The organism is Faecalimonas hominis, from assembly GCF_054660755.1.
On the sequence record NZ_BAAHSH010000029.1, the window covers coordinates 116,884 to 139,470 of the forward strand.

Genomic DNA, 22,587 nt, shown 5'->3' on the forward strand with positions numbered 1-22,587 from the left:
AACTAAAAACTTATCATGCACAATTACTTATGCAATTCCCTATGAGAACACCAAAGCCTAAAAAGAAAAAAACAATAATTCTCCATAAAAAAAGAGCAGTCTTTCGACCGCCCCTCATTACGCTTCCACTACTAAATATCTTCCGTCCGGCAATGCAAATACTTCTGACGCATCTTCCAATTCTTCTTCCGACATTCCGTCTACATCTGCACCACTTTCATCGAAATACTCTCTGACTTCCTCAATAGAATCTACAACCGCTGCCATACAATCTTCAAGAAACGCTTCCGCTTCCTCCAGTGTTTCCGCAACCGGCTCATCAAACAACTGTCCCTGCTTCTTTAAAAATACCTGTAAACATTCTTCATCATATTCATACATTTTTCTTGTCCTCCTTAACACTTCTCTCATTATACCAGTTTTAACAATTCACATGGTTTATCAATAATATAGTCTGCTCCTGCGTTCTGTAAAATGTCTCTGCCGCGAAATCCCCAAGATACTCCGACCGATACAAGTCCCGCTCGTTTTGCCGTTTCCATATCCACTTCCGAATCTCCTATGTAAAGACATTCCTCTTTTGTTGCACCGAGAAATTGCATTATCTCAAATACCCCTGCCGGATCCGGCTTTTTCTCCACGCCTTCTCTCTGACCGTTCACACAGGAAAATCTTTCTTTTCCCAGTATCTCCGCCACCACATCAACACTTTGCTGATGAGGTTTATTAGAAAGAACCGCCGTCTTTATTCCACGTCCTTTCAATTGGTCCAGCATATCCGTAATCCCTTCATATGCAGTTACATGATATGTACAATTTTCTCCAAATATACGTCCATATATTTCCATTGCACGTTCAATTTTCTCCAACTCAACATCGCCAACAGCCCGAAGCGTACGTTCCATAAGCACTCTTGCGCCGTCACCCACAAACTGTCTGCACTGCTCCATTGTAATATTGGCAAATCCCAGTTCATCTAACGTCTTATTCACTGAATATGTAATGGATTCCAATGTATCTGTCAGCGTTCCGTCTAAATCAAATATACATACTTTATACATTGTGTCACTCCTTTATACCCACTATAATATTATGGTTTCCATTAAAATTCAACCATAAAAACTGCACAAAAAAGATGAAAATTTACTTTTCATCTTTTTCATTTCTTCTAATTCACCAGATATTGTTTCATAAATTCAAGAGCATTTTTCTCAAGCCTGCTTACCTGCGCCTGAGAAATGTGAATTTCTTTTGCTATCTCCATTTGAGTTTTTCCCTCGAAAAAGCGCATTTGAATAATCTTTCTCTCCCGCTCTCCCAAACGTTCCATAGCCTCCGCCAAAGATAGTTCTTCTACCCAGTTTTCTTCCTTATTCTTTTTATCACTAATCTGATCCATCACATACAGGGTGTCTCCGCCATCGTTATATATCGGTTCGTGCAGACTCATCGGCATTTGTATGGCATCTAATGCCTGTACAATTTCTTCTTTGGAAATTCCTATCTCGCTTGCAATCTCCTGTATGGTCGGCTCTTTTAAATGCGTTTTCATGTATCCCTCTTTTGCATATATCGCCTTATATGCCGTATCCCTGAGCGAGCGGCTCACCCTAATGGAATTATTATCTCTCATATATCTTCGTATTTCCCCGATAATCATAGGCACTGCATATGTTGAAAACTTTACATTTAACTCTGTATTAAAGTTATTGATTGCCTTAATCAAACCAATACACCCAATCTGAAATAAATCGTCAGGATTTTCATTACTGTTGGAAAATCTCTTGATCACACTTAATACAAGCCGCAGATTACCTTTAATATATTCCTCTTTTGCCTCTTCATCTCCCGCCTTTATCCGAACAAACAACGCCTCTTTTTCTTCTTCTTTCAGAAGCGGAAGTTTTGCCGTATTTACACCGCATATTTCCACTTTATTAAGAGCCATTTTGTTACCTCCTCATTTTCTTTATAAGAAAAGGATTTACAAAATGGCTCCTTATATTCATTCTTTATAAAATTATAGTAAACTTTTAGCCCTTGACAACTATCTGTCCCACTTGTCAGCAAGATTTTGAATCTGACTTTCAAACTTAGCCAAATCTTTATTGGCAAGTCCTTCATTCTTCATAATAACGCTCATCAGTCGTTTACCTGCCATGACAACTCTGTTAAATACCGTCATTGCACGGATTGCAGAAGGTTTCTCTTCCGCTTTCTTGCGTACTTTAACACCTTCACTCAGGATAACATTTGCAGCCAAATCTACACTGCCTCCTGAGTACGGTGCAAATGCCGGATAACCAAATTTCTCCGTGATTGTATTGGCAAATTCGTCCGTTACCGCATCTTCCCCATGTACAACGAACACATGCTGAATATCCGTCTCAAATCCCGAAAGCCAGTTTAAAAGCCCTCTCATATCCGCATGACCGCTAATGCCCTTTAACGTTTCAATATGAGCGCTCACTTCAATTTCCTCACCAAAAAGTTTTACAAGAGGCGCTCCCTCAATCAATTTTCTTCCGAGAGTTCCCACAGCCTGATAGCCCACAAATAAAATCGTACATTCCGGTCTCCACAGATTATGTTTCAAATGATGCCTGATACGTCCCGCCTCACACATACCTGATGCCGAAATAATTACTTTCGGACGTTCATCAAAGTTAATGGCTTTTGAATCATCGCTTGTTGTAGATAATTTCAACCCCGGGAAAACAAGTGGGTTGATTCCTTCCGCCACCAGTTTCATTGCATCTTCATCAAAACAGCCTTTTGTATTTTTAGTAAATACATTTGTCGCCTCTATGGCGAGAGGGCTATCCACATACACCTCAAAATTCGGAAATGCCGTCACCAGATTTTTCTCTTTTATCTCTCTGATAAAATAGAGAAGTTCCTGTGTTCGTCCCACTGCAAAAGACGGAATGACAACGTTTCCTCCCCTTGCAAATGTCTCGTTTAATATACGGGTAAATTCTCCGATATAATCCGGTGTCTCATCACCGTGAAGTCTGTTTCCATATGTAGATTCAATCACAACATAATCCGCTTCTTTTACTTGTGTAGGGTCTTTAATAATCGGTTGATGTATATTTCCCACATCTCCGGAAAATACAATTTTCTTCTCCACCCCTTCTTCTCTAATCCAAATTTCCACACAGGCCGAACCGAGCAGATGTCCTATATCCGTAAAACGAACAGATATACCGTCATAAAGTTCTATTTTCTGGTCATAATCACACGGCGCCAAAAGTTCTATCGCGTCTAATGCGTCCTGCATTTCATAGAGAGGTTCATATAAAGCCGCGCCGGCACGTCTGGCCTTACGGTTTCTCCACTCTGCTTCAAATTCCTGAATGTGCGCACTGTCACGCAGCATAATGTTGCACAAATCCGATGTGGCGAACGTCGTAACTATCTGTCCTTTAAACCCCTGCTTACAAAGCATCGGTATGAGTCCCGAATGGTCTATGTGAGCATGTGTCAGCAGAACACAATCAATATCACCCGGCACAATCGGCAATTCCTGATTTTCATATAAATCCGGTCCCTGTTCCATACCACAATCGATCAGGATAGTTTTGTTACAAGCCTCCAACAAATGGCAACTTCCCGTCACTTCGTGTGCTGCTCCGATAAATGTCAGTTTCATAATCTCAACCCCTTTTCTTCTTATTGTAGCACTTTTTATTTGAAATAGATATTACTTTTTCAATATTTAATATTTTTATTTATTCATATCTCACAATTTCTCGTTTTAACCGCTGCATAATTTTTTTCTCCAGTCTGGAGATATATGATTGGGAAATCCCCAATATATCTGCAACCTCTTTCTGCGTTTTCTCCTCACCGTCTTTCGTTCCGATTCCAAATCTCATCTGCACAATAGTCTTCTCACGGTTGGATAATCGGTTTATTGCCTTCATCAGCAATTTTCTCTCCACTTCTGTTTCCAAATCCCTGTAAATCGTGTCTTCCTCTGTCCCTAAAATATCTGACAATAACAATTCATTTCCGTCCCAGTCCACATTTAACGGCTCATCAATTGACACTTCTAATCTCGTTTTATTATTTCTTCTCAGATACATTAAAATTTCATTTTCAATACATCTGGACGCATATGTAGCTAATTTAATATTTTTCATCGGATTAAACGTATTAATCGCTTTAATCAACCCTATCGTTCCTATGGAAATCAAATCTTCCACTCCAACTCCCGTATTATCAAATTTCTTCGCTATGTAAACAACTAATCGAAGATTATGTTCTATCAAAGTCTTTTTCGCCACATCGTCCGTTTCTGTCCCAAGTTTTTCAATGACTGCCGTCTCCTCCTCTGTTTCCAAAGGTGCCGGAAGCACGTCCGAACCTCCTATATAATGAATATCTCTCTTTTCCGGAAACAAAAACGTCCGAAAATTTGATATTACTTTTAACTTAAATTGATTTGGTACTGCTACTTTTATGACCATTCTTTTTTCCTCCTAAAATATATCGGGATTTAAAATCATTCCGTATTCTTCATCTGCTGAAATTTTATTTTCGCACACTGCAACAATCGGTTTCATTACCCAACATTCTTTTTCATTATGTATGCACATTTTTTCCAATTCCAGTACGGGAAGCGTTCCGCACTCCTTTCCTATGGAATGGAAAAATATACGTCTTAAATTTTTCACTTCATCTTCATTCAGCCACGTTTTCACTGCCTCGTACTCCACAATACATACCGGCTGTTTTGTCAAAGGATCTGAAAGACTATTCCCCGTATCAATCAAGGCATGGAGGGTACATTTCTCCCCATTCTGATATAATGTAACATTACATTCATTTTGTTTTACCTTCTGCATACATACAACGAAGGCCCATATTCCCTGCACAATCCAGTAACTGAATACCGCAACGGCAAAAAACAAACTGCCCATCTTCAAATACTGCTGAAAATAAGTGAATACTCCTCCCAACAAAAATCCTCCGATATATAATGCTATCCATGCCCGAACAATCTCCCGAAGAGTATGTACCCGCAAGCCTATGTAAATCATTAATACATTAATAACTATATGAAATAGCATTAATTTCAATATTGCACTTCTTACGGGAAGCACAACTACAAAACATGTCAGCAGGCTTCCCACCAAACTTCCCAGACAGATATTTCCATGTGTGGCAGAACATTTTAATATCTTTCTTGCAATCAGAAGAAGTAAAAAGTCCATCATAAAATTGACTAAAAAAAATACATCTACATATAACTCATAGTACATCGCCCACCTTCTTTCTCTCCGGCAACATATTCATTATAAATTGCAGGCCGCGAGAAAAATGTCGTATAATGAAAACCCGACTTGATTTTTTTTCGACAAAACAAGTCAAAAGAGCAATAAAAAAAGAACTATCACAAATCTTTCATGATAGTTCTTTCCCTTTATCATTTCCTATCTCTTAAAGAAATCAGGAATTTTAATAGACTGTTCTTTTACTGTACTTGTTGGCACTTTTGGTGTCTGAAGAGTCGGTGTCGCTCCACCATATGTCCTCTGTTCATTGTTAGCGCTGCCTGTATGGTTTGCAGTCTGACTCTGGAACTGTGTATGAGCAACATTTTTAACTAAGTCAACTTTCGGTGACTGTACCTCTTCTTTTGGTTGAATTGTCTGATGGAATGCTGCTTTCTGTCCTTCTAATCTCTGTTTTAATTTAGAAGTAGCACCACCTACATTGTGAAGTCCTGTTGCGATAACTGTAATAGTCGCCTCGTCCTGTTTAGTATCATCGTACATAGCACCGAAGATAATGTTTGCTTCTTCTCCTGCCAATTCCTGAACATACTCTGCCGCATCACTTGCGTCCATAAGAGAAATATCTCCGGATACATTGATAATAACATGTGAAGCCCCTGCAATAGTCGTTTCAAGAAGAGGACTGGCAACTGCCTCTTTAACAGCATCAAGCGCTTTCTCTTCGCCTTTTCCTTTACCGATACCGATATGTGCGATACCTTTATCAACCATTACTGTCTGCACATCTGCAAAGTCAAGGTTAATTAATGAAGGTACATTAATTAAGTCTGTAATACCCTGAATACCCTGCTGTAACACTTCGTCCGCTTTCTTCAATGCCTCCGGCATAGTTGTTCTTCTGTCAACAATCTCCAATAATTTATCGTTTGGAATAACGATGAGTGTGTCAACATTTTCTTTTAATTTTTCAATTCCGGCAAGAGCGTTATTCATACGTGCTTTTGATTCAAAACGGAAAGGTTTTGTAACTACACCTACTGTCAATGCTCCCTGCTCTTTTGCGATACGTGCTACAACCGGTGTGGCACCTGTACCTGTACCGCCTCCCATACCGCAAGTAACAAACACCATGTCTGCTCCTTTGAGTGCTGAAGCAATTTCTTCTGCACTTTCTTCTGCTGCTTTCTCTCCTACTTCAGGTTTTGCTCCTGCACCAAGTCCTTTAGTAAGTTTATCCCCTATCTGCATAAGTGTTGGTGCTTTACATAATTGCAATGCCTGTTTATCTGTATTAATTGCAATAAATTCTACTCCAGCGATCTGTTCATCTATCATTCGGTTTACAGCATTATTACCGCCACCGCCTACACCAACTACAATTATTTTTGCTGCTGCGTCTGATTCATTTGTTTTAATTTCTAACAAGAGTTTCTCCTCCTTTGTGTTCCTTATTCGCCTTATACTTCCCTGCAAGTTGGCAGTTTCAACCATATAGGTATATAATATCTACTTTTCGTCAAATAATCAATAGAATTTTTCCTATTTTCTTATTTTTTGTACATTTTATTTCTTATCAGTCTTTTCTTATTCCTTTTTTGGTAATTCTCCCTCTTTAAAAGTTATCATTTCCGTCGCTTCACCGTAATGCCTTAAGTCCAGCGTCCCTGTTTTTCCTTCCAATTTTGTCAGAATAGGTGGCAATTGACTTATTTTTTCTTCCATACTTCCACTTCCCAAGGTGACACAGACTTTTTCTATGTAAATAGTTAAATCCGCCCCTTCACTCACAATCCGATCCGGCTTAATTTTCCATTCGTCCAACGCCTTTAGCATTGTATCAATATTTCTAAAAAGCCTCTCCTCTTTCACCAGAAGTTTTTTGTAAAGTTCAGCATTTGCGGAAATTCCTTCTATACAGGGGATTCCTTCCATAAGCACAACTGATTTTGACAATACGGTTCCTTCTTCATCGAAATAGACATACTCGTCATCAATGACCGCATACGCCGTAATCTCCTTTTCTTTGACTTCCACTCTGATACTCCACGGAGTTTTCAGTCTTATTTTGGCAGAGACAACCGCTTTTGGATAGTCTATTTTCCCCATCAGATTTTTCCCTAAAAGGTATAAAGAATTTTTCGTTTTGCTGCTTTTTTGTATGCTCTCACCAATTTCACTGCTATTTATATATTTGTTTCCGGTTACTTCTATTGTATGCACATGAAAAAGAAGTAAAACCGACATAACAATAATTAAAATCCCCAATATTAATACGGTAAACGCATACAGCGTATGACTTGTTTTCTTCTGTTTTTTCATTATACTCCTCCTGTATCTCTTCTATTCTATCAGATTAGATACACTTAGTACAAGCCCCATTTCCAGTAAAAGAAACATAACTGAAGTTCCCCCATAACTGATAAAGGGCAAAGTAATTCCCGTATTTGGTATGGAATTGGTTACAACGGCAATATTCAGAATAACCTGAATCATAATATGCCCCATTGCGCCGGTGGCAATCAGCGCCCCAAATAAATCTTTCGCATGTGTTGCGATAACAAAAAAGCGCCATATCAATATCATAAACAGTACAATAATAAAAATTGCCCCAAAAAGTCCCAGTTCCTCACAAATAATGGAAAAAATCATATCATTTTGCGCCTCCGGAACAAATCCCAGTTTCTGAATGCTTGATCCAAGCCCCCTGCCAAAAAGCCCTCCCGAACCGATGGCATACAGCCCCTGTAGAGTCTGGTACCCCTTCTCGTACTTTTCCGGGTTCCGCCAAATCGCAAGCCTTTCTAACCGATAACTTTCCAGCGCCAAAAATATTCCAAGAAAACCTACCGCCAAAATCCCCATCGTAATAAACTGTGTATATTTCGGACTGGAAACAAAAATCAAAATAATCGCAATACCCAGTATAATTACTGCAGTACTTAAATTATTAGAACCAACCAACGCCACTATCGGAAGAATACTTCCAATAATCTTTATCAACGTCCTCACTTTATCAATTTTCTTTACATTTTTCATTACGATATAGGACAGAAATAGAATCAACGCTACTTTCGCATACTCCGACGGCTGAAAAGAAAACGGCCCCAAAGATAACCATCTTTTAGAACCGTTATATTCATCACCGATAAACAGCACTGCCGTCGATAAAATCAACGCCACAATATAAGCAAATACTGCAAAATGCTGCCATATGTGATAATCTATATTTGCCATTGCAAACATTAAAATAATACCTAATATTGTTGCAAAAGCCTGTTTCTTTAAGTAATAAAATGAATCGTGGAATTTCACCTCTCCGTTGTAGGCACTTGTACTATATAAGATAACCAGTCCAATTCCAACAAGAAGAAATACCGCTGTCAGAAGGCTGTAATCATACCTTCCTTTTTTACTCTTCCGGGACACCCGTGAATCAACTCCTTATAAATCATTTACAAGTTCTTTGAATTTATCTCCACGTTCTTCATAATTTTTAAACATTCCCCAACTTGCACATGCAGGTGAGAGTAATACTGCTTCTCCTTCTCTCGACAGTTCTGCACAGATTGACACCGCCTCTTCCAAAGTCTCCGCAAGTATCGTATCTGTAAAACCGCATCTCTTTGCCGTCTCCTCTATCTTCTCTTTCGTCTGTCCAATCAGCACAAGTTTTTGTACCTTTCCGTCAAAACTTTCTATCCATTCCTCATAAGACGCATTTTTGTCGTATCCGCCTCCAATCAGATATGTCGGTCTCTTCATCGCAGAAATAGCTTTTATTGCCGCATCGGGATTCGTTCCCTTTGAATCGTTGTAATAGACTACGCCATTTTTTTCACATACATATTCGATTCGATGTTCCACTCCGCCGAACGCTTTCACGCTCTGTCTGATAATGTCCACCGGAACATGATAGGCAAGCGACATTGCCACTGCTGCCATAATATTCTCATAATTATGTACTCCCAACAGTTTTAATTCGTCCACATGACAGATAGTTGTACGGTTTCCATTTTCTGCATAAATGATAGTGCCGTCTTCCAAATAAACACCTCTATCTAGTTTACGCCGGCTGCTGAAATATAGAACTGTCGCTTCTGTCTTTTCACCAAATTTTCTCGTTTCCTCATCTTCATAGTTTAAAACGCATACGTCCTCAGCCGTCTGATTTTTGGCAATCGTTTCTTTCGCCTCTATATACGCCCGCATTGTGTGATGTCTGTCCAAATGATCCGGCGTAATATTTAAAATAGCGCTCACCTTCGGTCTGAACGCATCAACAGTCTCCAGTTGAAAACTGCTGATTTCCGCCACGATCACCGAATCTTCCCTCGTCTCGGCCGCTATGGAAGTGTATGGTGTGCCGATATTCCCCACAACGTACACACTGTCTTTCCACGCTTTCATTATCTCTCCGAGAAGGGCGGTTGTCGTTGTCTTCCCATTCGTCCCCGTAATCGCAAGAACATCTCCCCCGCCGACACGGTAGGCAAGTTCAATCTCGCCCCAGATACATATGCCCTTTTCTCTTATTTTATTTACAATAGGTAAATCCGTAGGAACTCCCGGACTCATCACAACGCTGTCTAACGTTTCAATAACTTCATCTCTCAATGTTCCCAAAAGAATCTGTGCCTTACTGCCTGCACCGATTTTCTTTCTCAGTTCCTCTTTATCAAGGGTTTCTTTTCCGTCATATAAAATAACGTCCGCTCCCTGCTGCTCCAATAATCTCGCTGCTCCGATACCGCTTATGCCCGAACCGAAAACAAGTACTTTTTTGTTTCTCAAATCCATAATTCCCTGCCCCCTACATTGCAATAAGTGCAATCAAACAGAGAATTGCCGTAATAATGGAAAACACTGCAACAACCCTTGTCTCAGACCAGCCGCACAATTCAAAATGGTGATGAATAGGTGCCATTTTGAAAATACGTTTTCCGCCTGTTTTCTTGAAATATGTCACCTGTATCATGACCGAAAGGACTTCCACCAGATAAATCAGTCCCACAATCACAATAAAGATAGGCATTTGAAGCATATATGCCGTGGAAGCAACAAACCCTCCTAAAGCGAGAGAACCCGTATCTCCCATGAACACACTTGCCGGATAAACGTTAAACAGAAGAAATCCAAGCAGCGCTCCGACTACCGCACACGTAATCGGTTCGATACCACTCTTTGTACCGATTGCAACAACCGTAAAAAATGTTGCAACCAACACCGTCACGCTCGACGCCAAACCGTCCAATCCGTCTGTAAAATTCACCCCGTTTACCGTTCCGATAACAACGATAAATAAAAGCGGAATGGCTAGCCAGCCGATATCCCACGTCTTACCGTTTGTAAATGGAATAACCATATCCAAAGACACATCGGTAAAATTCACCATGTAGTAGGCAAATACAGCCGTCACGAGAATCTGTAATGCCATTTTCTGTTTCGGGAAAAGTCCGTCAGAACGTTTCATTACAACTTTCAGATAATCATCAAGAAATCCAATCAATCCAAATCCAAGTGTCACAAACAAAATCGGAATAATCTTCGGATAGTCCCCGATATAAAAAACAGATGTAATTGCCACACTGACTAAAATAATCACTCCACCCATTGTAGGTGTACCTGCTTTTTTCAAATGTGACTGTACTCCGTCCACACGTTCCGTCTGCCCCATTTTCAGTTTTCTTAAAAACGGTATAACAACCGGTCCTAACAACACACTTAATCCGAATGCCACAAGCACCGGTATCACAATATTATACTCCATATCGCACCTCTTTATCTCTTTTGTTTTTTCATCTCATTAGTATACTCTAGTTTACTGTTTTTTTCAATTCCCAGATAAGGCAGAATATTGGAAAATATGTCTTTCACCACCGGCGCGGCGATTGTTCCTCCATAGTAAATTCCTTTTGGATTGTGGATAACTACCAGCGCAACCACTTTCGGATTATCTGCCGGTGCAAAACCGATAAAGGAAGAGATATACTTATTCGCACTTCTCGGCAGCGTCTGTGACGTAGCTGTTTTTCCTCCAATCTTATATCCGGGTATATATGCATTCTTTCCTGAACCTTGGGCGACTACGCTTTCCAATATCGTACGCATTTTCTCCGAAGTCCCCTCCGATATTCCATTTCGTTTCGTCTTATATTGAAATCTTTCCACTTCTTTTCCTTCTCTGTCCGTCACACAGACTGCAAAATGCGGAGTAACTCTTTTTCCTCCGTTGATAATGGAACTGACCGTCGTCGCAAGCTGAATCGGGGTAATCTGAAACGACTGTCCAAAAGACATTGTGGCAAGTTCCACCGGACCTATGTTGGACTTTTTGTGCATGATTGTCCCCGCCTCACCCGGAAGGTCAACTCCCGTTTTATCCATAAGTCCAATTTTATAAAAGCCATCATAAAACCGGTCTGCACCGAGCCGCAAACCTATGTCAATAAATACAGGGTTACAGGAATTTTGTACTCCCTGCACAAATGTCTCTGAACCATGCCCTCCCGCTTTGTGACAGCGTATCCTTCTATTTTCAACCACTCTATAGCCCGGGCAGCTAAATCTGTCCGATTCTTTGACAACGCCCTCCTCCAAACAAAGCGCTGATGTAATAATTTTGAAAGTGGATCCCGGCTCATATGTGTCATTAATACAGCCGTTTCTCCACATTTGATTTAATAATTCCTGTTTTTTCTCATCAGAAATTTCTGCATTTTCATTCCCGGAAAGTGTAAACGGCTCATTCAAATCAAATTCCGGCACATTTACCATAGACAGTATTTCCCCATTTTGAGCATTCATAACTAAAACAGACACTTTATCCGCCTGTTTTTCTTTCATCACCTTTTCCGCAGCCTGCTGAGCATATTTCTGTATGTTATAATCCATGCTGATATGTAATGTATTGCCCGGAATTGCTTCCATTCTGTCTTCCGCAATTCCCTCAAGTTCCACACCTCTCGCATCAGTCGTCGTCAAAATCCTTCCGTTTTTCCCTTTTAAATATTCTTCATATTTGACTTCCAGACCAATAATTCCCTGATTATCCCCTCCTGTAAATCCAAGCACCTTTGACGCTACATTTCCAAAAGGATAATACCGTTTAAAATCTTCGTCCACTTTTACCCCCGGAAGTTCATACTCTCTAATCTTATCCCCCGTCTTTTTATCTACATTTGTTTTTATCCTCTCCATTGAAGAAACTTTTTCCACCTTCTCTCTAACCAAGGTTTCCCCTATTCCCAGTTCATCACTTAAAATGCGGATAACCTTTTCTTTATCTTTTATCTGGCTGTGGATAACCGAAATCGTACATACGGTTTTGTTTGTCGCAAGCACCTTCCCTTTTGCATCTATAATTTCTCCTCTGGCCGCTTTTATTTCCCTCTCTCTTTCGTGAAGTGCCTCCGCCCTCTTCTGATAATAAGGCGCATCAACTATCATCAAATACACCAATCTGCCGATCAGCAGAGTTATCACAGAAACAGCACACAAAAACACAACAAAAATTTTCTTTTTATTATAAGTCTTATTTCGCACAAAAACCTCACAAAGATTTATTACTATAGGGTATTAAATCTATTGTGAGGTTATTCTTCTAATTTGTTGCCGTCTTTGTAATCTTCATATACGGAAATGCTTCCGCCATAATTTTCTGCGCCAGTTTTATGGCATAACTGCTGTTTGCCTGATTTTCCACATTTGGTTCATCAATTACGACATAAAGCATAATCTCCGGGTTTTCCTGCGGGGCATACCCAATGAAAGAAATCAGGTTCTTTCCATGATTACGAGGATATTTTTCAGCAGTTCCCGTTTTACCTCCGATAGCGTAACCCGGCACTTGTGCCGCTTTCGCCGTTCCTTCCGTTACGGTAGATTCCATGTAAGTACGAAGCAGCTTACTTGTTTCTTCTGAGATTGTTTTTTTCGTCAGAACAGGAGTTTTATTTTCTATAACATTTCCGTCTGCATCACGAATCTGTTTTACGACATGAGGTTCATAATAATTTCCTCCGTTAATCAGAGAATTGAATCCCGCTGCCAACTGCAACATTGTCACATTAAAGTTCTGCCCAAAAGCATTTGTCGCCAAGTCAGCATTTCCCATTTTATCCGGAGCAAAAAGAAGCTTGTCTGTGGACGCCTCCCCCGGTAAATCAATCCCCGTATATTCTCCAAATCCAAAAATATGCTGATATTTTGAGAATTCTTCCGGACCGATTGCCGCACCCACATGCATCAACGCCACATTACACGAGTTGGCAATCGCCTGTTTTAAAGTCTGTGTTCCGTGTCCGTCTTTTTTATTACATTTAATCCTCCATTTTCCAACGTCCAAATATCCCGGACACACATATGTCTCACTTCCTTTGAGCGTTCCGTTTTCCAATCCCGCCGCAATCGTAAACGGTTTCATTGTAGAACCCGGTTCATATGTATCACTCACACAAAAGTTTCTCCACAATTTATTTAACTCTTTAATCTTATCCTCCTCACTCATGTTTTTCAACTGTTCTTCCGAGAACAAACCACTCAAATCCCTCGGGTTATTCAGGTCAAAATTGGGATAGGACGCCATCGCAAGAACTTCTCCCGTTCCGGGACGCATGGCAATAACCGCCGTGTTTTTACTTCCAAGCCCTGTTTTATTCGGTCCGTTTTTATGTTCCTCATTAAATTCACGAATATGTTTTTCAATAATGCTCTGTAAATTCAAGTCAATGGAGGTCACCAGACTTTTTCCGTCCGTCGCCTCTTTTACAATCTTCTCCACAGAGGAGGTCTCTCCAAAATAACCGTATTCTCTTCCGTCCGTTCCATTCAAAATATCATTATAAGAAGCCTCAAGACCGCCATTTCCCACATTTCCCGATGCGGTAAATCCTATCAGATCACTTGCAAGTGTATTATACGGATAGGTTCTGACATAATCTTCTTCCAACCATACTCCTTTTAAATTTCCATAGTTTTTTGTATCCTTTTTAAGTTTTTCAAACGCCTGATATTGTTTATAGGATACTCCCTTTTTCAAAACGTTATAACGGCTTTCAGACTTCTCCTCCAAAACGGTATAAACCGTTTTTTTATCAATTTCAAAGCATGTTTCCAACGCTTCCACCGTCTGCTCTTTCGACTTCGCCAGTTCTTCCTCTTTTCCTGACAATAACACTTTTGCATCTAAAATCACATTATAAACACGCTCGCTTGTCGCCAGTTTTGTTCCATTCGCATCGAGTATATCTCCTCTCTTAAAAGGAATTACCCTGCTGTTATTTTGCTGCTGATCCAAGACCGCTTTTTTGTAATCTTCTCCTTTTGTCGCAACAATCTTTATCGCTTTTCCCAAGAATAAAACAAAAGCCAGTATCGTAAACATAAATACCAATACCAGCTTTTTCTGCATTCTCTTAGGAAATTTTTGGCGGATAAACTTTAGACCGCCTCTTTTTTTCCTATTTTTTGTCATCGATTCACCTTCCATTTGTCTCACTATTTCTTAGGAATGTCTTTATACTGTTTTACGTCACTTTCTTTCGGATTGTCATATGTAATTATCTGATTATCCTCTGCGTGAACCATACCCAATTCCTCCGTTGCCTTCCTGCGGACTTCTTCCAAATTCACAGAATCCAACGCGCTGTTAAATCTCGTTGTATTAACCTCCTTTTTCTCTGCCAGTTCTCGCTGAAGAGAAGTTATGTTCTGCGAACGGTTCGTAATTTCCGCCTGCAACTGTAAGTATTGTAAACAAACCACAAACGCAATTACAACTGCAATCGACAAAAACACTACATATCCTTTATTCATATGCAGTGCATTTTTTCTGTTCTTACGAATCTGTCTGCTTACCTTCTTCTGTTCCGATCTGTGTGTCTCCTCATGTCTTTTCGGAACAATATCAGGTTTGCGAACAGTATTTCCATAATCATAATATGTATAAGTTTGTCTGCGATAAGCAGGTCTTCTGTTTGTCTCCATCTGCTTATGCTCCCTTCTGCTCCAATTATTTATCTCCCGTTATCAAACTAACACCGCTCAAAAATACGAAGTTTTGCACTTTTTGAGCGACTATTGTATTCCAACTCTTCTGCGCTTGGCAGAATTGGTTTTCTTGTAATCACTTTCCCCTTCGATTCATTCCCACAAACACATACAGGGAAATGACTTGGACATGTACACGGATTTTCGTTTCTTCTGAAAATACTCTTTACAATTCTGTCCTCCAAAGAATGAAATGTAATGATACATATTCTCCCGTTTTCATTTAACATATCAATCATTTCATCTAAACTATCTCTAAGTACGTCTAATTCCCTATTCAATTCAATACGAATTGCCTGAAATGTTCTCTTGGCAGGGTGTCCCCCGTTCTTTTGAAATTTCATCGGAATGGCACGTTTAATTATCTCTATTAATTGTCCGGTAGTTTCAATGGAACCTTTCTCGCGTTCCAAAACAATATGCTTTGCAATATTCTTCGCAAACTTGTCTTCTCCATAATCTCGAATAATGCGATAAAGTTCCATCTCACTATACGTATTGACGATGTCTTTGGCCGTCATCTCCTGACGTCTGTCCATTCTCATATCCAAAGGTACATCTACACGATAGGAAAAACCTCTCTCTGCTGTATCTAACTGGTAAGATGATACACCCAAATCGAGTACAATCCCATCGACTTTGTCAATTCCAAGTTTCTGAAGCTGTAACTTCATATCACAATAGTTGCTTCTGACTATTGTAACTCTCTCCCCGAAGTCACGTAATCGGATTCCCGCAGCCTCAATTGCCGCCTCGTCCTGATCTATTCCTATGAAACTCCCCTTGTCACTTAACTGCTTACACACTTCAAAAGCGTGTCCGCCTCCACCAAGTGTTCCATCTACGTAAATGCCGTCCGGTTTAATGTTCAGACCATTTACTGTCTCTTCCAATAATACGGATTTGTGTTCAAATGTCATGTTTACCTCCATATCAGATTAAATGCCCAGTCCCAACTCTTCCATGTGACTTGCAATATCGTCCATGTTGTCTTCGATTACTGTATTATTTTCTTCCCATTTTGCCTTATCCCAAATTTCCACACGGTCCAACACTCCCACAAGAACCACTTCTTTTTCTAAATGGGCAAAATTACGAAGTGCAGAAGAGATTAACACTCTGCCCTGTTTATCAAGGCCGCCATCTACCGCACTTCCCAAAAAGAAACGGGTAAATATTCTGGCGTCTTTATTTGTCAGCGGTAAGGTTCTTAGTTTTTCTTCAAAAGTTTTCCATTCATTGTCAGGATACAGAAATAAGCAGCCATCTAATCCTTTTGTAATTACAAAATTTTCTCCAAGATTCTCACGAAATTTGTAGGGAATAATCAACCTGCCTTTTGCATCTATACTATGATTAAATTCTCCTGTCAACATATGGAACACCTTCTTTCAAATGGGCCTGCCACTTATGTCCCATTTCGCACCACTATTCACCACTTTCTACCACTTGGATTCATTGTAAACCACTTTTCCCCTCATTTCAAGAGTTTTTTAGCATTTTTAACTAACAAAAAAATATATCCCCACAAATGTGGAGATATATCTTCCTTCTCATACCATATTATTCTGCTAAACCTGTAAGATATTCAGCGATTGAAGTATAATCAACTTCTGTCTTTTCCACCGGCTGACTATCTACATAAGAATTGTATCCCGAATATCCAACCCATGATAAAACTGCTACTACAACAACTGCTGTCACTGTGTTTCTGAAAATTTTCATTCTCTTTTCTTTCTTCATGATTGCTTTTCGGTTCGCTTTTTGTTCTTTATAACGATTTACTTTCTCTTGACTCATCTTCAAAACTCCTTTGCAATTCAACTATAAATAGTCTATCACAAAATGTAAAATTATACAACTACGATAATTCCTCCATCGCTCGCATACATTGTGCTGATTCCCCGTGTATCCAATATAATAACATCTTTGAAATGTCCACGTTCTTCCAGCATTGCCTTTACAGACATTGCTCGTTCATAGCAGTTGCAATGTGCAATCGCCAGCGTCTTTTCTTCCATATCAACCGCATCTTTTATGACATATTCAACCATCTTGTCGAGCGCCTTGTTGATACCTCTTGATTTTCCCAACTGACAGATTGTTCCCTGTGATGTCGATGCCATTACCGGCTTAATATTCAACGCAGATGCCACCAGCGCTTTTACCCCGGTCAGCCTTCCGTTCTTTTTCAATGTCTCCAACGTCTCCAAAACAAAGTATGTGTTCTGCCCCTGAATATACGCGTCTACTGCCTCAATTACTTCCTCGAAACCATATCCCTGCTCTTCACATTCCATAATCTTCTTTGCAATAAGCGTCTCCCCCACCGAAGCCGAACGAGAATTAAAAATATGAATCTTCTTCTCTCCATGTTCTTCTGCATAGATACTTTTTCCAAGTACCGCGCTATTATAAGAACCACTTAACTCCGCTGACAAAGTCACAACATAAACTCTGTCCGCATCGCATTTATAACTATCCATATAACATTCCGGTGACGGACAAGATGATTTGGGACTGTTAGAACTTTCTGCCACCTTTCGCAAAAATTCTGCCTGATTAAATGTATCATCATCTATAATATTCTCATTATCAATCTGAATGCTCAGCGCAACGCTTTCCACTTTTCCGGATTGTTTCATCTCTTCAGTTAATTCACCACAACTGTCTACAACAATTTTATAACTCATAACTAGAACCTTTCTCTATCTCTTTACTTATCACATTCACTTCTATTATATGTAGTTTTAAATACCACTTGATTAGTTTACCACATTTTCCCTAATAAGAAAAGACTTTTTATAATTTTCCCTCTCATTATTATAACTATTCAATTCCATGCTAATGTAAACATCAAACAGCCACTTTTATTGTCCTAGATACGTTAAATGCAATTCCCATCTCAATCATTAAAAACAGCGCCGCCGTACCGCCGTAACTGATAAACGGCAGCGTTATTCCCGTTGTCGGTATGATATTCATTACTACGCATACATTAAAAATAACCTGAAGCGCTATATGAGAAAAAATTCCCGTCACTATAAGAGATCCATATGAGTCTTTAGCATTCTGTGCAATAAACGCAAGACGGTATAACAAAATTCCAAATAAAATCAGAACAATCATCATGCCAAAAACACCTAATTCTTCACATATAATCGAAAGAATCATATCGTTCTGCGCTTCCGGTATAATTATTTTCTGCGCACTGTTTCCCAGTCCTTTTCCAAAAAATCCACCTGAACCGATGGCATACAATGCTTGCATACTCTGATAACTTCCTTCGCTCGCATACATTTCCGGATTTACCCATGCCAAAATTCGTCGCACTCGGAAGTCTGTACTGTCAGTAAGCACCTTTCCCAAAACCTGCGCCACTATAAAGACTCCTGCAATCATCGCTGCTCCAATTGCAATAAACGGAGCAGTCTTTCTATGTGCAACAAAAAACATGATACACGACATTCCCATAACAATAATCGCTGTACTTAAATTATCCGTCAGAAATAATACACCTGCCGCACCAATCGCTCCCAAGCCCAGAATACAGAATAAACCTTCTTTTCTCCCGATTTTATTGCCAATTTTACATATCATCGCTGGAATAAAAAGTACAATTGCAATTTTCATCAGTTCCGACGGCTGCATCTGTCCCATAAGCGGAACTTTAATCCAACGTTTCGCCCCATATGCTTCTATCCCGACTCCCGGAACAAACACCAGCGCCATAACCACCATGGCTGCCAAAAATATTGCTTTAGAATATTTTGCATACCAGTGATAATCTATATTAGAAACAATCCACATGGCAATAAAACTTACTGCATATGCCTTTAACTGATTCTTCAGGTAAAACATTCCATCACCAAATTTCATCTTGGCACTGTAAGAACTTGTGCTGTAAAGCATAAGCAAACCAAAACCAATAAGAAAAATAAGCACTGCCAATAAACTATAATCAAAATACTCTACTGTTTTCTTTTCTCTGTTTTTCTTTATTCTTGTCCCTGTCATTTTTATACTCCTCTTCTTAACTATTCATTATACTATATTGCCTCGTAAAAACAAACACTTTTTCCTATCCGTTACATAATCTAATACTGTAAATATTTTAAAGGAGTATGTTGGTTATGCAAAATTTTCGTAATAATATGACATTTTACAATCCCGAAAATCTTTCCTGTCAAAGACCTGATCCCTTATCTTCCATGCCCCTAGCCATGGCTTACGTTCCGTGGCAGCGCTGGGAAAACATACTTGATGCGGATAAAGGATTTCACTGCGGAACAATTTTTCATGATTTGCGAAAACCATTTGAACACGGAGGAGGTGGCTGTCGATGAATAATGTGCCTTCCAGAAAAGAATTGCTTCACTTAATTAATGTCGCCAGTTTTTCTGTCGATGATGTAAAATTGTTTTTGGATACGCACCCTGACAACAGGGAAGCACTTGCTTACTTTCAGGAATATAACGCAATCCGTACACAGGCATTAAAGGACTACGCCCGTCTTTATAGCCCTCTTACTCTCGATTCAATCACTACTTGCAGTGACTATTGGAAATGGATTGACGAGCCGTATCCGTGGCAGGAAGGAGGCTGCTAATTTATGTGGAATTATGAAAAAAGATTACAGTATCCCGTTAAGATCACACAGACTAATCCTAAGATTGCTCAGGTAATCATCAGTCAATTTGGTGGGCCTGACGGCGAACTCGCCGCCTCCATGCGATACCTGTCACAGCGATACACAATGCCATATAAACAGGTAACAGGAATTCTTACTGATATAGGCACAGAAGAATTAGCTCACATGGAGATGATTTGTGCCATCGTCTATCAACTGACTAAAAATCTCTCCGTTGAAGAAATCGAGAAATATGGTTTTGATAAATACTATGTCGACCATACTCTCGCACTGTGGCCACAGTCTGCGGGAGGAACTCCGTGGACAGCAACTTATTTCCAGTCAAAAGGAGATCCAATTACAGATTTACACGAAGATATGGCAGCAGAACAAAAGGCACGAACAACCTACGATAATATTTTACGTCTTGTCAAAGACCCGGAAGTATGCGATCCTATCCGCTTTTTGCGTGAAAGAGAAATTGTTCACTATCAGCGTTTCGGTGAGAGTTTAAGAATTGTTCAGGATAATTTAGACAGTAAAAACTTCTACGCCTTCAACCCTGAATTTGACAAGACTCAAAATTGTAATTGCAGAAGATGATGTACTAAAAAAAGGAATGTTATCTGCAACCGGATAACATTCCTTTTAAAAATAAAAGCGGGTGATGGGAATCGAACCCACGTATCTAGCTTGGAAGGCTAGTGTTCTACCATTGAACTACACCCGCAAAATCGGGGTGACAGGATTCGAACCTGCGACCTCCTGGTCCCAAACCAGGCGCTCTAGCCAAGCTGAGCCACACCCCGCTGAATATTCATTTATTTCAAGCAGGATTTATAATATCATCTTACGAAGAAAAATGCAAGCACAAATTTTATTTTTTAGTCTTTTCCAATCAAATTTTCCACCCGGCTAAATTCTCGGTTAAATTTCATCTTCCCCACATCATAAGAAAATTCCTGAATGCATTTTTCACTGTCATCTTCCTCATCGCCTAATATCATATTATTTTTCTTCTTTAACTGGAATATCTTTTTAACAGGACGGTATTCCCTGTCAAACTCCACAGTGACACCTGAAAGTTCGTAAGAGTCCCCTATTACCAAAGTAGATACCGTGTATAATTCCTCTTCAAACCATTTCAGTTGTTCTTTGTCCGCAATCTTTACGCTATAATTTCTGTCCTTTACTTCTTTTACACTCAAATCAAGATTTACAATGGACGCCAGATAAGCTTTTGCGTATAATTCAGGATACATTTCGCCATCTGCTTTATAGATTTCCGTTCCCTCTTCTGCAAAACTTACTCCGATTGTATCTTTTTCTCGGTATTTTGGAAGTCCCCACTTGACATCTTTTGGAACAACCGCTTTTTCTTCCTGCAAGGCAAACAGAACAGATGATTGATGATAATCTTCTCCCAATTCTATTTTCATATATTTTTCGTTCTCAAGAATATCATTTATTTTTTCTGAAGAATCCACTTCCTTTTGACAGGACAGAAGGATAAGCGACATGCAGAATGCCACGCCTAACATCATTATTTTTTTCATAGTTGGTCTCCTTTATTTTAAATAGTCCTTCGGGGATTTGTATTTTTCTTTATACTGCGTCCGTTTAGGACTTTTCCAGATTTTCTTTAAACTCCGTTTAAAATCATTTTCCAGATAAGTCTTTTTTCTGCCTGCTGCCGGCGTCGCCGGAAGAACGTCCAGTCTGTGATGTTCTTCGTTGTAATCAGCAGGGGCATAGTTAAATGATTCGCTGTTTATCACTTTCTTTTTCTGCGATTTTTCCATATTTTCATAGGACGCTGTTGTACTTTGAATCCGGTTGCTCTTCGTCTTTGTCAAAACGTCCCACTCTGTTACAAAACTTCCCGTTTTTACATCAATGATAAACTCAGACAACTTATTCGGAGTCAGTATTTTATCGTATCTTTGTTCTTTAAACTTCTGCTCTTTTTCTGTTTTATTGTGGTGTCTGGACGGTTCACCATAATATAACTTCATATTATAGTTTTTTGCATAAGATTTTAACCTGTCATAATCCGTTTTCCCCTCATAATATCCCCGGACATATTCTATATTGTGTTTATCAATATACATTCTGAACTGGTGAATCATTTCATTATCCAGATGTTTCTTCCTGTAGGCTTTTCTGACACATTCCGCATAGTCCTCTAAAAACACAGAGTGAGGTGCCATTTCCGGAGCAAATGTATCTCCCTCCCCTAACTGTAACATTCCATTTTTATCCATGTAACCGCCCATCTGCCTGATGACAAGCAGCGCTTTTTCCTTCGGCGAAATTTTACTTGCCTCAAACATATATGTATACACATCTGAACCTATCTGATGTGCCGATTCATAAGTTCTCTCAATTTCCTGAAGATACTCTTTGGTGTTAGAATATAAATAGTACAAGTCAAAATGAGAATTCCTTATAAGAAAAATTATGGTACAATGTAGGTACCGCACTGAAGGAGGATCTCATTATGGCAAAGCACTATGACAAACAATTTAAGCTGGATGCAGTCCAGTATTATCATGATCACAAGACCTTAGGACTGCAGGGCTGTGCTACAAATTTAGGAATCAGTCAGCAGACTTTATCACGCTGGCAGAAAGAACTGCGTGAAACAGGTGATATTGAAAGCCG

The 22,587-nt window shown here is 39.6% G+C and carries 25 protein-coding genes and 2 tRNA genes; 4 read left to right on the forward strand and 23 right to left on the reverse strand.

Annotated features, from left to right (window positions below; translation table 11 throughout):
• Positions 1–117: 117 nt before the first annotated feature.
• The 19 genes from ACYQ35_RS05900 to ACYQ35_RS05990 form a co-directional block, all read right to left on the reverse strand.
• Positions 118–381 carry a glyoxalase gene (locus tag ACYQ35_RS05900; protein ID WP_009460507.1) on the reverse strand — a complete coding sequence of 88 codons (264 nt, stop codon included), beginning with the start codon at positions 379–381 and terminating at the stop codon, positions 118–120.
• Positions 382–410: 29 nt separating this feature from the next.
• On the reverse strand, positions 411–1,061 hold the full coding sequence (locus tag ACYQ35_RS05905) for an HAD family hydrolase (protein ID WP_009460506.1): 651 nt from the start codon (positions 1,059–1,061) through the stop codon (positions 411–413).
• A gap of 107 nt (positions 1,062–1,168) precedes the next feature.
• Complete coding sequence (sigG, locus tag ACYQ35_RS05910) at positions 1,169–1,948, reverse strand: RNA polymerase sporulation sigma factor SigG (RefSeq protein WP_009460505.1); 780 nt, start codon at positions 1,946–1,948, stop codon at positions 1,169–1,171.
• Positions 1,949–2,047: 99 nt separating this feature from the next.
• Positions 2,048–3,655 (reverse strand): MBL fold metallo-hydrolase RNA specificity domain-containing protein, encoded by a 1,608-nt coding sequence (locus tag ACYQ35_RS05915; protein ID WP_459831123.1) that lies wholly within the window; start codon positions 3,653–3,655, stop codon positions 2,048–2,050.
• A gap of 79 nt (positions 3,656–3,734) precedes the next feature.
• Positions 3,735–4,475 carry an RNA polymerase sporulation sigma factor SigE gene (gene sigE / locus ACYQ35_RS05920; protein ID WP_459831125.1) on the reverse strand — a complete coding sequence of 247 codons (741 nt, stop codon included), beginning with the start codon at positions 4,473–4,475 and terminating at the stop codon, positions 3,735–3,737.
• A gap of 12 nt (positions 4,476–4,487) precedes the next feature.
• A complete protein-coding gene (locus ACYQ35_RS05925; RefSeq protein WP_459831127.1) occupies positions 4,488–5,270 on the reverse strand; it encodes a sigma-E processing peptidase SpoIIGA in 783 nt (260 codons plus the stop codon).
• A 171-nt stretch (positions 5,271–5,441) separates the two neighbouring features.
• Positions 5,442–6,671, reverse strand: coding sequence for a cell division protein FtsZ (gene ftsZ, locus ACYQ35_RS05930; RefSeq protein WP_459831130.1), 1,230 nt, complete (start codon positions 6,669–6,671; stop codon positions 5,442–5,444).
• A 159-nt stretch (positions 6,672–6,830) separates the two neighbouring features.
• Positions 6,831–7,565, reverse strand: coding sequence for a cell division protein FtsQ/DivIB (locus ACYQ35_RS05935; protein WP_459831133.1), 735 nt, complete (start codon positions 7,563–7,565; stop codon positions 6,831–6,833).
• Between the two features lie 21 nt (positions 7,566–7,586).
• On the reverse strand, positions 7,587–8,672 hold the full coding sequence (gene ftsW, locus ACYQ35_RS05940; protein ID WP_459831135.1) for a putative lipid II flippase FtsW: 1,086 nt from the start codon (positions 8,670–8,672) through the stop codon (positions 7,587–7,589).
• Positions 8,673–8,687: 15 nt separating this feature from the next.
• Positions 8,688–10,043, reverse strand: coding sequence for a UDP-N-acetylmuramoyl-L-alanine--D-glutamate ligase (gene murD, locus ACYQ35_RS05945; protein ID WP_459831138.1), 1,356 nt, complete (start codon positions 10,041–10,043; stop codon positions 8,688–8,690).
• Between the two features lie 13 nt (positions 10,044–10,056).
• Positions 10,057–11,013 carry a phospho-N-acetylmuramoyl-pentapeptide-transferase gene (gene mraY, locus ACYQ35_RS05950; RefSeq protein ID WP_009460497.1) on the reverse strand — a complete coding sequence of 319 codons (957 nt, stop codon included), beginning with the start codon at positions 11,011–11,013 and terminating at the stop codon, positions 10,057–10,059.
• A gap of 11 nt (positions 11,014–11,024) precedes the next feature.
• A complete protein-coding gene (locus ACYQ35_RS05955; RefSeq protein ID WP_009460496.1) occupies positions 11,025–12,788 on the reverse strand; it encodes a peptidoglycan D,D-transpeptidase FtsI family protein in 1,764 nt (587 codons plus the stop codon).
• Positions 12,789–12,846: 58 nt separating this feature from the next.
• The gene (locus ACYQ35_RS05960) at positions 12,847–14,718 is read right to left on the reverse strand and encodes a peptidoglycan D,D-transpeptidase FtsI family protein (RefSeq protein WP_009460495.1); all 1,872 of its coding nucleotides are present in this window, start codon (positions 14,716–14,718) and stop codon (positions 12,847–12,849) included.
• A 23-nt stretch (positions 14,719–14,741) separates the two neighbouring features.
• Entirely contained in the window at positions 14,742–15,230 is a 489-nt protein-coding gene (locus ACYQ35_RS05965; RefSeq protein WP_459831142.1) for a hypothetical protein, read from the reverse strand.
• A 47-nt stretch (positions 15,231–15,277) separates the two neighbouring features.
• Positions 15,278–16,213: a 16S rRNA (cytosine(1402)-N(4))-methyltransferase RsmH gene (rsmH, locus tag ACYQ35_RS05970; RefSeq protein ID WP_009460493.1), complete on the reverse strand. Its 936-nt coding sequence runs from the start codon at positions 16,211–16,213 to the stop codon at positions 15,278–15,280.
• Positions 16,214–16,231: 18 nt separating this feature from the next.
• Positions 16,232–16,669, reverse strand: a complete 438-nt coding sequence (mraZ, locus tag ACYQ35_RS05975; RefSeq protein WP_459831145.1) for a division/cell wall cluster transcriptional repressor MraZ — start codon at positions 16,667–16,669, stop codon at positions 16,232–16,234.
• Between the two features lie 187 nt (positions 16,670–16,856).
• On the reverse strand, positions 16,857–17,093 hold the full coding sequence (locus ACYQ35_RS05980) for a hypothetical protein (RefSeq protein ID WP_009460491.1): 237 nt from the start codon (positions 17,091–17,093) through the stop codon (positions 16,857–16,859).
• Positions 17,094–17,146: 53 nt separating this feature from the next.
• A complete protein-coding gene (locus ACYQ35_RS05985; RefSeq protein WP_009460490.1) occupies positions 17,147–17,986 on the reverse strand; it encodes a DegV family protein in 840 nt (279 codons plus the stop codon).
• 163 nt (positions 17,987–18,149) lie between these two features.
• Positions 18,150–19,310: an FtsW/RodA/SpoVE family cell cycle protein gene (locus tag ACYQ35_RS05990; RefSeq protein WP_009460489.1), complete on the reverse strand. Its 1,161-nt coding sequence runs from the start codon at positions 19,308–19,310 to the stop codon at positions 18,150–18,152.
• 116 nt (positions 19,311–19,426) lie between these two features.
• Here ACYQ35_RS05990 and ACYQ35_RS05995 point away from each other — a divergent pair, with 116 nt between their 5' ends.
• The 3 genes from ACYQ35_RS05995 to ACYQ35_RS06005 are packed head-to-tail and all read left to right on the forward strand — an operon-like array spanning position 19,427 to position 20,526.
• The gene (locus ACYQ35_RS05995) at positions 19,427–19,639 is read left to right on the forward strand and encodes a spore coat associated protein CotJA (protein ID WP_459831149.1); all 213 of its coding nucleotides are present in this window, start codon (positions 19,427–19,429) and stop codon (positions 19,637–19,639) included.
• Positions 19,636–19,902: a spore coat protein CotJB gene (locus ACYQ35_RS06000; RefSeq protein WP_009460487.1), complete on the forward strand. Its 267-nt coding sequence runs from the start codon at positions 19,636–19,638 to the stop codon at positions 19,900–19,902. Before ACYQ35_RS05995 ends, ACYQ35_RS06000 begins: the two co-directional genes overlap by 4 nt.
• Before the next feature lie 3 nt (positions 19,903–19,905).
• Positions 19,906–20,526 carry a manganese catalase family protein gene (locus tag ACYQ35_RS06005; RefSeq protein WP_009460486.1) on the forward strand — a complete coding sequence of 207 codons (621 nt, stop codon included), beginning with the start codon at positions 19,906–19,908 and terminating at the stop codon, positions 20,524–20,526.
• 56 nt (positions 20,527–20,582) lie between these two features.
• Here the strand turns inward: ACYQ35_RS06005 and ACYQ35_RS06010 are convergent.
• The 4 genes from ACYQ35_RS06010 to ACYQ35_RS06025 all read right to left on the reverse strand — a co-directional run bounded on the left by ACYQ35_RS06010 (position 20,583) and on the right by ACYQ35_RS06025 (position 22,352).
• Positions 20,583–20,653: transfer RNA gene (locus ACYQ35_RS06010), tRNA-Gly, on the reverse strand.
• A 4-nt stretch (positions 20,654–20,657) separates the two neighbouring features.
• Positions 20,658–20,732 (reverse strand) — tRNA-Pro (locus tag ACYQ35_RS06015).
• 75 nt (positions 20,733–20,807) lie between these two features.
• The gene (locus ACYQ35_RS06020; protein WP_459831152.1) at positions 20,808–21,479 is read right to left on the reverse strand and encodes a hypothetical protein; all 672 of its coding nucleotides are present in this window, start codon (positions 21,477–21,479) and stop codon (positions 20,808–20,810) included.
• Positions 21,480–21,491: 12 nt separating this feature from the next.
• On the reverse strand, positions 21,492–22,352 hold the full coding sequence (locus ACYQ35_RS06025) for a DUF3114 domain-containing protein (protein WP_459831154.1): 861 nt from the start codon (positions 22,350–22,352) through the stop codon (positions 21,492–21,494).
• Positions 22,353–22,423: 71 nt separating this feature from the next.
• On the opposite strand from ACYQ35_RS06025, the gene ACYQ35_RS06030 reads away from it, so the two are divergent.
• Positions 22,424–22,587 (forward strand): transposase (locus tag ACYQ35_RS06030; protein WP_459829704.1); only part of this gene is annotated, 164 nt, incomplete at its 3' end.

What these genes read in the sequence shown, in the direction of transcription:
- ACYQ35_RS05900 (WP_009460507.1), bottom strand. Translation starts at nt 381, where the DNA reads ATGTATGAATATGATGAAGAATGTTTACAGGTATTTTTAAAGAAGCAG.
- ACYQ35_RS05905 (WP_009460506.1), bottom strand. Translation starts at nt 1,061, where the DNA reads ATGTATAAAGTATGTATATTTGATTTAGACGGAACGCTGACAGATACA.
- sigG (WP_009460505.1), bottom strand. Translation starts at nt 1,948, where the DNA reads ATGGCTCTTAATAAAGTGGAAATATGCGGTGTAAATACGGCAAAACTT.
- ACYQ35_RS05915 (WP_459831123.1), bottom strand. Translation starts at nt 3,655, where the DNA reads ATGAAACTGACATTTATCGGAGCAGCACACGAAGTGACGGGAAGTTGC.
- sigE (WP_459831125.1), bottom strand. Translation starts at nt 4,475, where the DNA reads ATGGTCATAAAAGTAGCAGTACCAAATCAATTTAAGTTAAAAGTAATA.
- ACYQ35_RS05925 (WP_459831127.1), bottom strand. Translation starts at nt 5,270, where the DNA reads ATGTACTATGAGTTATATGTAGATGTATTTTTTTTAGTCAATTTTATG.
- ACYQ35_RS05935 (WP_459831133.1), bottom strand. Translation starts at nt 7,565, where the DNA reads ATGAAAAAACAGAAGAAAACAAGTCATACGCTGTATGCGTTTACCGTA.
- murD (WP_459831138.1), bottom strand. Translation starts at nt 10,043, where the DNA reads ATGGATTTGAGAAACAAAAAAGTACTTGTTTTCGGTTCGGGCATAAGC.
- mraY (WP_009460497.1), bottom strand. Translation starts at nt 11,013, where the DNA reads ATGGAGTATAATATTGTGATACCGGTGCTTGTGGCATTCGGATTAAGT.
- ACYQ35_RS05960 (WP_009460495.1), bottom strand. Translation starts at nt 14,718, where the DNA reads ATGACAAAAAATAGGAAAAAAAGAGGCGGTCTAAAGTTTATCCGCCAA.
- ACYQ35_RS05965 (WP_459831142.1), bottom strand. Translation starts at nt 15,230, where the DNA reads ATGGAGACAAACAGAAGACCTGCTTATCGCAGACAAACTTATACATAT.
- rsmH (WP_009460493.1), bottom strand. Translation starts at nt 16,213, where the DNA reads ATGACATTTGAACACAAATCCGTATTATTGGAAGAGACAGTAAATGGT.
- mraZ (WP_459831145.1), bottom strand. Translation starts at nt 16,669, where the DNA reads ATGTTGACAGGAGAATTTAATCATAGTATAGATGCAAAAGGCAGGTTG.
- ACYQ35_RS05980 (WP_009460491.1), bottom strand. Translation starts at nt 17,093, where the DNA reads ATGAGTCAAGAGAAAGTAAATCGTTATAAAGAACAAAAAGCGAACCGA.
- ACYQ35_RS05985 (WP_009460490.1), bottom strand. Translation starts at nt 17,986, where the DNA reads ATGAGTTATAAAATTGTTGTAGACAGTTGTGGTGAATTAACTGAAGAG.
- ACYQ35_RS05990 (WP_009460489.1), bottom strand. Translation starts at nt 19,310, where the DNA reads ATGACAGGGACAAGAATAAAGAAAAACAGAGAAAAGAAAACAGTAGAG.
- ACYQ35_RS05995 (WP_459831149.1), top strand. Translation starts at nt 19,427, where the DNA reads ATGCAAAATTTTCGTAATAATATGACATTTTACAATCCCGAAAATCTT.
- ACYQ35_RS06000 (WP_009460487.1), top strand. Translation starts at nt 19,636, where the DNA reads ATGAATAATGTGCCTTCCAGAAAAGAATTGCTTCACTTAATTAATGTC.
- ACYQ35_RS06005 (WP_009460486.1), top strand. Translation starts at nt 19,906, where the DNA reads ATGTGGAATTATGAAAAAAGATTACAGTATCCCGTTAAGATCACACAG.
- ACYQ35_RS06020 (WP_459831152.1), bottom strand. Translation starts at nt 21,479, where the DNA reads ATGAAAAAAATAATGATGTTAGGCGTGGCATTCTGCATGTCGCTTATC.